The organism is Vibrio sp. 10N.222.54.E6, assembly GCF_041473955.1.
Lineage (GTDB): Bacteria > Pseudomonadota > Gammaproteobacteria > Enterobacterales > Vibrionaceae > Vibrio > Vibrio tasmaniensis_A.
Genome location: NZ_JBFRTD010000006.1, coordinates 48950 through 61962 on the forward strand (window position 1 = coordinate 48950; position 13013 = coordinate 61962).

A 13013-nucleotide genomic window follows, 5' to 3' on the forward strand; every position below is an offset into this window, starting at 1 on the left:
TTAAAGATCCTTAGTTATTGTGATTAAAGCAATTAAGGCAGTGGAATGATGATAGACATGACGAATTTGTTGCGTTCAATCGACAACAACCACAAAGGGCTGCAATTGCTATTAGGCGACTTTTATAAGGACTTTTCAGACGCAGCAATCAACATAGAAACGCTTCATAAGAGTAATCGCTTTGACGAACTCAACAACTACTCAAAAAAATTGAAGACCATCTTAACCTTGCTGTGTGACCAAGACCTGCCGCCCAAAATGGCCAAGTTGGAACATTTGAGTAAACACGAATTCCCTGCGCCGGAAGCGCTTTTAGAAGATGTGAAAACTGAACTACAAAACGTCAATAGACAAATTAATCACTTGTTGGATATTAAGGAAGTTGTAGATGACGAGTCATCGAGGTAGGTCATGAGCAATAACCAAATAGAGCATCATCTCAGAAAAGCGCTCGTTTCTAACAACGAGGCTTCCAAGGTCACAGCAGATGACACCATCGTGCTTGCAAGTGCGATGACTAGCGTTCACAAGACGTTACTCATCATTTTTCTACTTGCTTTGGTGGCTATCGCCGTAGCGTCACAGGCACGCATCGACATTGTCGTTTCTGTGCGTGGCGAGCTGTTACTAGAGTCTGATGTTGAGAAAGTTCAACACCTAGAAGGCGGTATTTTAGAAGAGCTGTTAGTGAGAAAAGGAGAAGTTGTGTATGAAGGCCAGCCGATTGCTCGAATCCGCTCACTCGACCGTAACACCCAACTCGATACAGTGAACACCGAAATCATACAGCTGGAACTCGATAAAATTCGTTATGAAAGCTTGCGTGACATGGTCGAACCAAACTTTGCTTCTTACATCGAAAAGTACCCAGAACAAGTTCAAGTCAACATGAATACTTGGCAGCAAGAGTTCTCGAAGAACCGCTCTAACGAAGAGCTGATCACTCACGATATTAAACACAAAAACTCTCTAATTGGATCAATGCTAAAGCGTCGCAAAAGCTCAGAGAACCAACTCTCGCTCATTCGCAAACAACTCAACATCAAAAATACGCTTTATAAAGAAGAGATGGCGTCATATGTCGACGTTCTAAATATGAAAGTACAAGAATCCAATATGGTTCGTGAGATTGAAAACCTTGATGAGTCCGTCATGAACGAACGTTTCCAACTCGACAAACTCGAGAAACAACATCGAGATTTGGTTGAGAATCGTAACTCTGAGTACCAAGCACAGATCATTCAGGCCAATAAAGACCTCAAACTAAAACGGATCTTGCAACCACAACATTCCGATAAGGTAGATCGCTTAATCGTCTACTCACCAGTGGATGGTGTGGTCGACAAATTACACTTCAACTTCCGTTCTGCGGTAATACCACCCGGCGAGAGTATCGCTGATATTGCTCCAATCAATAACTCCCTACACGGTGAAGCGAAAATTCCGCGTAAAGACATGGGGTTTGTTGAAATTGGCCAGGCGGTAAAAGTAAAAATGGATACTTATAACTTCGCAAAATATGGATTTGTTGAGGGAACCATCGCCTCAATTAGCCGTTCATCATACGAAGAAGAAGATGCCGAATTCTATTTGGCAGAGATTGAGATTGATCGAAACTTTCTTGAACGAGGAGGCACTCAATACAAATTATCACCTTATATGGAATTTACCGCCGACGTAAAAACAGGCTCGCGTCGCGTGATCGAATACGCTGCAAAACCTGTGATGTCAGCCATCGAAGATGCATTCGATGAGAGGTAATCAATGAGCGGAAAACCTTCTTATAACATTTCCGTACCAGCTCTACGTCTGAGCATATTGTTCAGCGTAGTACTAGCGGCGCTCGCTTTCTATTTATACTTTTCTTGGTCAAAAATAGATTCGGTTGCTCAAGTGCAAAGTGCCCCACTGCTCATACAAGCTCAGAAGCTTAATCAGACCATCGAACAAGATATTCAAACTCTACAGCAGTGCTTAAGTACCGACACTTGTGGTACTAACGAATTCAATCTAGTTAACTTGAAGCGTGAAATAGATGAATTTAGATCGCTAGCCTCTTTGAACAAAACTGAGTTCAGCTTGGTTGGCGCGACTGAATACACCCAACTTGAATTAGCTATCAATCGCTTTTCCGACAGCACTAAAACACGCAACGACGTACTCGACTTATACCTGTCACTGACCAACAACTACCTACAGATGGACGACAACTACCGCACCATGTTCAACAACCATGCGAGCGACTTGATGTCAGAGAAAAATGAGTTCTTTATCTGGTTGTTTATGGTGGTCGTGATACTGGCAGTAATCACGGTCCTATCGAACTCAGTTGCTATGTTGAAGCTGAAGAAATCCAGCTCTAATGAACGAGAAATCGACTATGAGTTCGATGCTCTCTATCAAGAGCTGAAACAACTCGACTTACAAAGACTCGAAGAGCTTCTGAATGAAGTGAGCATCAATCCGAAACAACGCCAGATCTACTCTCACCTCAAACTGATTTTCAGTAAATTGGAAGACCAAAAGCGCAATAACGATCTCTACAAACAGCTGTATGCACTGATCGGGTATGAGATTCGCGGTATCACCAACACCATCAACGGCGGTGTCCAATATCTGGTTCAAGAAACCGATGAAAACGGCGTATTGATGGCGAAGGATATTACCTCAGCATGTAGCACCTTATCTGAGTTAGCAGAAAACTATAACCGATTGATTTCACAGGGTACGGAAAGTAAGTCGAAGGAATTCTCGCTACTGAGCGTGTTGTCTGAATTGATGATTCATATTAGCGCCAAAGTTCAGAGGAACGAAGGTCAACTCGACTGCTTTATCTCTGATAATTTGCCGAACCGTGTTGAAGGCCAATCCACCAGCTTGTTCTGGATCTTGTTTCTGCAGCTTTCTAACGCCATCCAACTTAAATCAAATAAGAAGCTATTTGTGACGATTGAATCGGGTGCGGCGTCAGACATGGAAAATACCCGTGTCACCATCAATCTCAACTTCTTATCAACGCTGGATGTCTCTGTTGCCAAGCTCAATAAACTCCATTGGAGCGCACACAAAGACCATACAGCCAATACAGATGACTTAGCAAAAAGCGTTCTGAAAGATTACGGCTATTACGAGAGTCACTGGTTCCAGTCAGGGGCACAGGAACGTTTTCAGATCGAGCTTGATCTTAAAGCTAAGAATTTCCACACAGAGAAGACGCGCTTCGATGGCAAGCGTTTACTGCTGTGCGCCAATACTCAAATCCGTATCGATGTGATGAAGAAGATGCTCAGCAATTTGGGGCTCGACATCACCGAGATTCGCACTGCAAATGAGCTTTTCTCAGCGGCGAAAACATTCGGTGATTACGATGCGATTATGCTGACCGATACCTTTGAACCCAATAAGCTGCCGTCGTTGAGTAAAACGGTCAAATCTCAACTTAAGAACCACCCAAATACCAAGTTACTGTTGTCAGTGACCAACACTCAGCAAGCACAAGAGTGTCATAGCTTCGTCGACAAGATCATCAACGCCCCTGCTATCCCTTACGAGTTCATTCCAAACCTACTCACCATTATGGAAGCGGAAGCATCGGAAGAACAGATGGAGAACAGCTCATTCCTTATCGTTGAGGATGACCGAGTTCAGCAGATCTTACTGAAACGAATTCTTACCAAGCAAGAGTATGAACCAGACACCGTTGGCGATGGTGCCGATGCCGTGAAGCACTTCATGAATAAACGTTCTGACATCATCTTCATGGATTGCATCATGCCGGGTATGGGCGGCATCGAAGCAACAAAACGCATTCGCCAATTCGAACAAGAGAACGAGAAAAACCCTTGTACCATCATAGGTGCAACCGCATTGACCAGCAGTAACGAACACCAGGCTTGTATTGAGGCCGGAATGGATTACGTGATCAGCAAACCTTATAAAAGCGACCAAATCATCAAGGTGATCAACAAGTATGTGGCGGTACAGAAACTTAACTAGCAGCATCATAGCTGCACTCGCATTCAGCACGACACCTTCAGCATCGGCGACTACCTTGCTTGAGGCGGTAGAACTCGGCCTGCAAAACAGCCTGTCTCTTCGCGCCAGTGATAAAGGTGTGGAAGAGAACGAATACAACATTGGGATCAGTCGCTCTAAATTTCTGCCTTCACTCAATGGTGCTGCCGATACCACATGGAACGAGAATGAAACCTTGCTATCGAGCGTACCCGATGAAACCTCTAGCTATAACTCAAACAGCTACAGCCTTTCGTTATCCCAGTCCATATTCAATCTTGGTGACATTTTTAAATATGGGACGGCAAAACTCGACTTCAATATTGAAGAGATTAAACACGAGAACAAAGTCCAAAGCACCATTTCGGAAATCGGCTCTCAATACTTCGAGTATTTGAAAAACAATGCGCAAATAAAAGCGACCAAGGTAGAGCTTAAGTCGTCTGAGACTCGTGAACATCAGATGCGACGCAACGTAGAGTTGGGGAACACAGCCGCCAGCGAGCTGTACGAAGTTATCGCTCAGAAAGAAGGTGTGTCGAATCGATTAAGAACCTTGCAGAAAGATCGCCGTGTCATTCTCAACGGGCTATCCATTCAGATTCAGTACCCTATCACTCCATCACAAGATATATACGAAAGTGTGCCATTAAAAGAGATAAACGAAAGCGAACAACACTCAATCATGGATCAAGCGTTAAAGCTCAACAACGACTTACTAGTAGCCAAGAAAAACGTCGAGAGAAGCCGTAGAAGCTTAAAAGAGAGCGGTACAAACTTCTTACCTACCGTGTCACTCTCAGCCAGCTATCGTCACGATGACGCCAATAACTACGATAAAACCGACATCACAGCGACAGGCGAAAGCAACTCAACTAGCGTTGGCTTGAACCTAGCCTTGCCTATTTTGTCTGGTGGTTCTGATTACTATGGATATCAAAAATCATCGACGGCAATTGAACGTACTGAACTGCTTTATCAAGACTCGCTTTACACCACTCGTAACAGCGTAAACACTTCGGTCCTAAACATTAACGATTTTTCGCAATCTATAAGCAGTTACGAGAACATCATTCGTGCCAACTATGCCTCTTACAAAGGCATTCAAAGGGCATACCAGTTAGGCACCCGTACCATCACCGATTTGCTTGCCGCAGAAAGTAAGCTCTTCAGCGCCTTAAGAGATTATGAAAGCGCACGATACGACTACATCATCGAAACCATCAAGCTCGAACAAACAAAAGGCGTGCTCTCGATTCAATCGATAGAAAGCATCATGCAATTGATGAGTGATATCGAAGGACGAAACAATCAAGAATTAGTGCCTAAACACCTTCTCTCAACTGAGTCGTTGAAAACAGGAGGTCGTAATGCAAACTGAGCAGTTTTCTCAAAAGATCAATATGGCAGATAAGTGTTATCTGACTTTCTCTACAATAATTTCCACTCTATTTGGCTTGGTACTGCCCTTCTCCATTCTGATCATTTTCGACCGAGTATTACCAAACCAAGCACAAGATACGTTGTTCTTGCTGTTCGCGATTATCCTGATTTCTATCTTCCTCGACTACCACCTGAAAAATCAGGAAGAGAAGATATCTTCCGTCATCATGAGGCAGTTTGAGACCAACTTAACCAACAAGGTATTCCAATCCATCTGTTTGGCTGAGATCTCTAAATTTCGCCGCTTAGAACCGGGCGAATACCTAGAGCGAATCTCAACCATTCCTGAGTTGAAAACCTTCTTTGGCGGCGAATCGGTTCGAGCCCTGATAAACCTTGCTGTCAGCGTGATCACCATCCTCATTATTGGTCTGATCAACATATGGGCTGGCGTGACGCTTCTGATTGCCTCGCTCATTTTAGCCATTTTCGCTTGGAGCCTTTCTAAGCAGAAGATTGGCAGCTTACAAAACAAGTCCGATATAGAGGGCTTAACCACATCCAAAATCATTGAAATCATTTCTAGCCCTCTGGATATCAAAGCTCGAAACATGGAATACCGCGTTGAAAGCCTGATGACCCAAATGGTCGAGGAACGTGAAGTTGAAAACATCAAATACGAACAGATTGAATCGAATTTTGGCTTAATCTTAGCGCTCATCCAACAACTCTCGATTGCTTGTGTTGTTGTGGTATTGGCAACAGCCGTGATCAATATGGAGTCAAGCCAAGGCATTATGGCCGCGATAATCATGCTTACCAATCGTTACTTCGCGCCCTACCAACAAGTGATGCGTACCGCGAGCCGCTGGGAACTAAACAAGCTCCATATACAACGTATCGCCGAACTTCTTGAACTGGCCGCGTCGGTTGAACATCAACATGAGACGACCGAAGTAGAACGTATTTCTGTTAAATATTCTGAAAAGCAGCGTATCGAATTCGAACTCGGACAAACTTATTTGCTTACCGGGAAAAGTGGCTCCGGCAAGACCCACCTTGCCAACTGTATTACACGTCAGAACAATGATAACAAACTGGACATCATGATTAATGACACGCCTCTGAGTGACGTAAACTACAACGTTTGGCGTAACAGCGTGCTGATGGTCGATAAAACAAGTTCATTCGTGGAAGGGACCATTATTGATAACCTAACCTGTTTCCGTCCAAGCCTGAACAATACGGCTTTCGCCTTATGTGAAACCATGAACATCAAGGCTCAAATTGATGGGCTGCCTGCAGGTTTCTATACCGAGCTCAAAGGTCACATGCGTAACCCATTCTCACGCCAAGTTGGCTATGCTCTGTTATTAGTCCGTGCCCTGCTCGCCAGTAAGCGTGTGTTGATATTCGACGATATAGACTGCGTCTTTGATGAAGAATTTGCACGCGTCGTACTGACCAGTACTGCCTATCGTGCCAATGACAAAATCTTAATCATCGCCAGCAATAAAATGGACAAACTCAACCACCGCCTCAAACGCGTAAAACTTACCGGAGGTGACCAATGAGTATCCTAGTAGACTTCAATAATGTGCCGCAACGTGTCTTGGATTTTGAATCTAGTGGATACGACGAACGTTACAGTCAATCGCCACTTATTCGTGGTTTGGCCTACACCTTGATAGCACTCGAATGGGAAGGCACGCCCGCTATACTCAGCGATGCTTTTATTCCAAAACCCAAAGACGGTGATAGCTTTACAGCAACCATAGAGCGCCTTGGATACCGCTGTGATGTGACCAAACTAAAGACACTCGAGAATATCGATAAATATCCTCACCCGTGCTTTATTGAGATAGAAAACCTCAGTGCCATCTTCTTAGGGACAAAAGATGGGAAGTTGCTGCTGTTTGATTACACGAACAACAACACCATTGAATACCCAATGTGTAAAAAGCCCTGCTTGCTGATTTCTATTAGCGAATATTCTCGTCTGTTCCGCGAACCACCTCCGGAATCGCAAGATAGAAGCAATTGGATAAAATACGCTTTCTATCGTTACAACAATGAACTTAAAAGCCTGATCATTCTGAGTTTCGTCATCAGTATTCTCGGTGCATTGCAGCCATTCTTCATCATGAGTGTCTATAACTTCGCACTGACTTCGAGCTCTCAAGCCACACTCTATTGGTTAACCTTATTCGCCATTATTGTTGGCTTCTCTGAATACTTCTTTAAGAAAATGCGGGTAAATATCATTGCCACTTCCGGTAAAGATCTCGCGGTGCACATCTCACAAGCCGTAATATCGAAACTTCTCTGGCTGCCCTACGCGATGACATCAACCGCTGGGGTTTCGTCGCAGTTGGCTCGTTTGAAAGATATCGATACGTTCCGCCGCTTAGTGACTGCAGAATCAACGCTCAGCTATTTTGATATGCCGTTTGTGATTGTATTTATCATCGCCATTGCTCTGATGTCTGGCACGGCTGCACTTGTGGTGATGGGTGGCTTAATATTAATGTTGGTGTTCTGTGTTTACTCTCGTTACATCTACTCACAAGCTACATCTAAAAGCTCTCGCGCTAACGCCATGGTCTCTTATCAATGGAATGAAATCCTTCGTGGTATCAAGACCATTCAAGGTTTGCCTTTACTGCGCGTGGTTCAATCTCGTTTTAGTGCCTCCCATATGCAAAGCACTAGTGATGCGGAGAATGTAGCTGTAACCAACAGTAAAATTCAGGCTGCTGGCGGTAGTTTGATTCAGGTGATTGGTACTGCAAGTATCGTGACCGCAGTAATCGGAGTCATGGAAGGCACTTCTGATGCGGGCGCGATGCTCGCAACCGTTATTCTCGTTTGGAAAGCACTAGGCCCGATAATGGGCATCTATAACTCAATTTCTAAGTTTCAATCCATCAAGGCTTCGTCGGCACAGATCAACAACTTGATGTCGATGAATGACGACAAGTTAACGCTAGAAAAAAGCCCGCCTATTCGGCTGTTCCAAGGAAATATTGTAGGCAGTGGTGTCAGCCACCGTTACACAGGGGCAGCAACAGGGTTAACCAACTTGGGGTTCAAAATACCACCCAGTGCAAAAGTGGTCATTTGTGGCCCTACGGGCTGCGGAAAAACCACCTTAATTTCAATCATTGCTGGGCTAGAAGACCGCTATCAAGGCGCAGTTTCTGTCGATGGTTACAACATTAAACAGTTCAATAGCTACCGTTATCGCACCTCAATTAACTACATCCCTTTTAACCTGCATATTTTTGAAGGCTCACTAGAAACCAACTTCATTCTGCATAACGGACTCATTCCGACAGAGAAAATGCAGGAGATGGTGAGCTTCTTCGAGCTAGACGAATGGCTGCCAGAAGGCTTGGCGACTCAATTGAGTGTCGATAAGTGCAAAGGTCTTCCGAATGGAATTCAACAAAAGCTGCGTTTGGCACTTGGTTTAGGCAACTGTGAGCAATCTCTGATAATCATTGATGAACCGTTCAACGGGGCTGAAAATGAAAACGCCCAGTATTTTAACCGCCTGTTCAGCGATAAGTTGCTGAATAAGACCGTCATTTTTTCGACCAATGATCCCGGTTTGATCGCTACTTCCAATATGAGTTTGGTTCTAGAACCTGATGGCAACTTGAAATATTTTGGCTTAACAGACAAATACTTAAACAGCTTGAGTTAAACACGACGATGCTTATTCACAAATTACTCGTTAGATAAATGGATGTAATTGACAAAAACATAAGTGAGAGAGATGATTCGCTCTAAAATCACCGATACAAAGGAAGCAAATGTACACATTCGTTGCAGACAAGCTTGATGTCGCTTACTTATCCGCAATTCCTGAAAACCATCAACTTCAGGGCTGCGATGTGCCTGAAGAGGAAATCGAACTTCGAGAGATCATAGAAGTTTGGTATGAGTGTGCCTTTCTACCCGCTTTCAATCTTCAGAAAATCGATATCGAGAACAAAGCTGAGTTAACCGTCGTACAATCAAATGTTCTGAGCAACGATACGCGTACGCTCGCTTTCCTACTCAAAAACAGAGTGTACCGCGCTGCACTGAACAGAATGCTCGGTGTTTGGGCGCTAGAACCTTCTGCAAAAACGGTGTTAGAGCAACTTCTATTTGAACTAAGTCTCGATAAAAATCACCCTAATTAACTCGCTTTTTAAGATACTCATCAATAAGCATCAAAATCAAACCGACCGCCAAACGCTATAAATTGCTAGCAAGACAAGCTATTTCAAAATAAGCTGTGGAATCACAAGAACTTATACCCCTCCCACACTTCCATTAAATTTACAGTTTCAAAGTTTCCATATCGGCATTTTTATTCTACTGTTTTTATATAAAACCAGTTGGATGGATCCTTAATATGTCGACACTCACGGTCTGGAATAACCTTTCAGTTAAACATAAACTCTTTGGCTTAGTTCTACTACCGATCTCATTGCTCCTTTTCTTAGCCGGTAGACAAGCTTACTTTCTGACGACGCAGTTAAACGATTTTGAGCGAACCAATCAGTTAGCAATTTACCTTGAAGATATCTCTGTCTTGTATCGAAGTACTTTGGCCCCAAACACTGAAGAGTTCGTTAATCGAAGTGCTAAGGTAAATGCCGAGCTCAAAGCACTTTCACCCAGCATATTTCTAAACAGTTCCGAAGAAGTGAACCAACTGCTGGCCGACTTCAGTGAGGCAACCTTGTCGACTATGAAAACGACCGACAGTTTCGATAAGCTGGATGCGATTGAATGGCAAAGTGACTTGTACCAACAATTGTTGCTAGCCATTGAGAAAGTCCCTTTTGATATCACCAAGCGTGAGATTCAACAGCACCTCACCGCCTTGCATCAACTAGAGTGGTTGATGTTTTGGTCAAATGAAGAATTTAAGCTCAGCGCTTCACTCTTCGATATTTACCAAAATCATCAAGAGTATGATTCTGAACTAGCCGAGTTGGTTGAAAGCCTCAATGCTAGGCAAGTTTTGTTCTTAGAAAGATTTGTGTCCTTGAATGCCAATACACATCAAGTTTCACTCATGATTGAAGTGTTTAAAGATGAGGCTTTTATGAAAAGCCAAGAGATACGTCACGCACTTCATAGTTCATCCACAATAAGCGCATTGACTCCAAAAGAGATCACTACCGGACTCAATGCGATGAGTGCTCGCCTAAGCCTGTTGCAGAATTTAGGTGACGTGATCAAACAAGAGTTCCAAGCCGAAGTAGCTCAAGCGATCTCAGATGCTCAAACAGAAAGAACGCTATTTATTTCCATCGTCACGTTGCTTGCAGCAACTGTTATGGGATTAACCCTCAGTTTAGCGAAACAAGTCACCAACAATCTTGGGCTAGTTCTTAGGTTCTTAAAAAGTGAAAATGATGATACCCGCCCTTCTTTGGACAAACTGATTCAAGGCAAAGACGAACTCAGCCTATTTGCTCAGCAAGTAGAGCGACTGACCATCGAACGAGAACATGCAAAAGAGAAGTTAACGATAGCGAAAGAAGACGCAGAGCGAGCTAAAGAAGACGCCGAAGAAGCCAAAGACCACGCGATACAAGCTAGCAAAGCGAAAAGTAGCTTCTTGGCCAATATGTCTCATGAAATTCGAACCCCACTGAATGGCGTTATCGGTATTTCGGAGATTCTGTCAGACACACCACTTACACCAACACAACGTGATTATGTAGATACGATCGAGACCTCATCTCAACTACTGCTAAGCCTGATCAACGACATCTTAGACTTCTCTAAGATTGAATCTGGCATGCTATTAATCAGCCCGCATTCGGCATCGATTAGAGAATCCATTTACGACATCGCATCTATTGTCGCGCCAAAAGCTAAAGAGCAAAAAATATCAGTGAACGTTGATATCAGCCCAGACACACCTGCACGCGTGATGATCGATGATCACCGATTAAGACAGATCTTGATGAACTTTATGTCGAACGCGGTGAAGTTCACAGCAGAAGGTGGCGTTACCCTGTCAATCCAAACGCTAAACAAAGCAGAAAACAATGTCACCCTAAGGTTTTCTGTGCGAGACACGGGGATTGGTATCGATAAACAGCAACAGAAACAGATATTCGAACCGTTCGCTCAAGAAGATGATTCAACGACCAGACAATTCGGTGGTACTGGTCTTGGCCTTGCGATCAGTACTCAGCTTGTTGAACTTATGGGTGGTCAGATCCAACTCGACTCCGTCAAAGGTAAAGGCAGTTGTTTCTACTTCGATCTAGAATTACCCATTGATTTAATGTTGCCAAAACCAAGCACAGCAACCGCCGACATTTATGTTCTAGGTAACGCGAACATGCTCTCTAAACGAATAGAATGGGACCTTAACCTCTATGGTTTAGAAATAACCCAACAAACGAGAGATACAGCTGAGCTTACACAACAACTCACGATTCAAAAGCACGCTAACCCAATCACAGTTGTCTTTGCTGAAGATGACACATTCCAAGCCAGTGACTATACCAGTGACTTAGATAAGCTCCACCAAAACGGCATCACTATCTGCTTGATTCGATCATTTTTGAGCGAGCCGGCTGACATCGGCAATTGTGTTACGGCTCAAGTATCACAGCCCCTACTCGGTTTACGTTTGATTAAAGCGGTTGAGCTCTGTGATACACAGGGTCGGGTTGAGCTTTCAGAGGCGAGCCAACCTTCTCTAGAGATACAACACAAAATTCTGATCGTCGAAGACAACAAGGTCAACCAAAAAATTGCCGGGCTTCATGTTGGTAAAAGTGGTTTTGAATTCGAGTTTGCGAATAATGGCCAGGAAGCCGTGGACATGTTCAGATCGAACCCTCACTACGCAGCAATACTCATGGACTGCATGATGCCGGTTATGGATGGCTTTGAAGCGACAAGTAATATTCGCCGCGTTGAAAAAGAGACCAATGCCACGCGTCGTATCCCTATCATTGCCCTGACCGCCAGTGTTATTGATGACGATATTCAAAGGTGTTTCGACGTGGGCATGGATGACTATGTGCCAAAGCCATTCAAATTTGAAATGTTAAAAGAAAAAGTACTTGCCGCCGTTGAAGCAATGCCACTTCCTGTTGCCTACAAAACTAAATCTACGAAAAAACCCGCGACCGTAACGCCGATTCTTAATGCTGCAGCTAAACGGACTGTGCCAGAGGAAAGAGAACAAAACCCGGTTCCGAGCAAATCTGAAAGAATACTGCTCGTCGAAGACAATCGAGTTAACCAAAAAGTCGCTTCGGTCATGCTAACAAGGGCTGGTTACGCTTTTGAAATTGCAGAGAATGGTCAAATTGCCGTTGATATGTACCAAAACGACAGTAGTTTCGACATTATACTAATGGATTGCATGATGCCCGTTATGGACGGTTTCACAGCAACTAAGGAGATTCGGGAGCATGAGAAAAACCTAGGCTTAAGCAAAACTCCTATCATCGCGCTAACCGCCAGTGTTATCGATGATGACATTCAAAAGTGCTTTGATTCAGGCATGGATGGATACGTAGCGAAGCCCGTAAGAAAAGAAAAGCTATTCCATCAAATAGAAAGTGCGACTTGTTAGGAGA

General features: G+C 43.8%; 8 protein-coding genes. All 8 read left to right on the forward strand.

Annotated elements, in window-relative coordinates; all coding sequences use genetic code 11:
- Positions 1-45: 45 nt before the first annotated feature.
- The 8 genes from AB4513_RS01395 (at position 46) to AB4513_RS01430 (ending at position 13009) form a co-directional block, all read left to right on the forward strand.
- The gene (locus tag AB4513_RS01395; protein ID WP_032555011.1) at positions 46-408 is read left to right on the forward strand and encodes a hypothetical protein; all 363 of its coding nucleotides are present in this window, start codon (positions 46-48) and stop codon (positions 406-408) included.
- A 3-nt stretch (positions 409-411) separates the two neighbouring features.
- Entirely contained in the window at positions 412-1761 is a 1350-nt protein-coding gene (locus AB4513_RS01400) for an HlyD family type I secretion periplasmic adaptor subunit (RefSeq protein WP_009844977.1), read from the forward strand.
- Positions 1762-1764: 3 nt separating this feature from the next.
- Positions 1765-3996 (forward strand): response regulator, encoded by a 2232-nt coding sequence (locus AB4513_RS01405; protein WP_009844976.1) that lies wholly within the window; start codon positions 1765-1767, stop codon positions 3994-3996.
- A complete protein-coding gene (locus AB4513_RS01410; protein ID WP_009844975.1) occupies positions 3971-5395 on the forward strand; it encodes a TolC family protein in 1425 nt (474 codons plus the stop codon). Before AB4513_RS01405 ends, AB4513_RS01410 begins: the two co-directional genes overlap by 26 nt.
- Positions 5385-6971 carry an ABC transporter transmembrane domain-containing protein gene (locus AB4513_RS01415; protein WP_009844974.1) on the forward strand — a complete coding sequence of 529 codons (1587 nt, stop codon included), beginning with the start codon at positions 5385-5387 and terminating at the stop codon, positions 6969-6971. The genes AB4513_RS01410 and AB4513_RS01415 overlap by 11 nt, the downstream gene beginning before the upstream one ends.
- A complete protein-coding gene (locus AB4513_RS01420) occupies positions 6968-9106 on the forward strand; it encodes an ATP-binding cassette domain-containing protein (protein WP_009844973.1) in 2139 nt (712 codons plus the stop codon). The genes AB4513_RS01415 and AB4513_RS01420 overlap by 4 nt, the downstream gene beginning before the upstream one ends.
- Before the next feature lie 109 nt (positions 9107-9215).
- The gene (locus tag AB4513_RS01425; protein ID WP_009844972.1) at positions 9216-9590 is read left to right on the forward strand and encodes a hypothetical protein; all 375 of its coding nucleotides are present in this window, start codon (positions 9216-9218) and stop codon (positions 9588-9590) included.
- Positions 9591-9805: 215 nt separating this feature from the next.
- The gene (locus AB4513_RS01430; protein ID WP_009844971.1) at positions 9806-13009 is read left to right on the forward strand and encodes a response regulator; all 3204 of its coding nucleotides are present in this window, start codon (positions 9806-9808) and stop codon (positions 13007-13009) included.
- Positions 13010-13013: the final 4 nt, after the last annotated feature.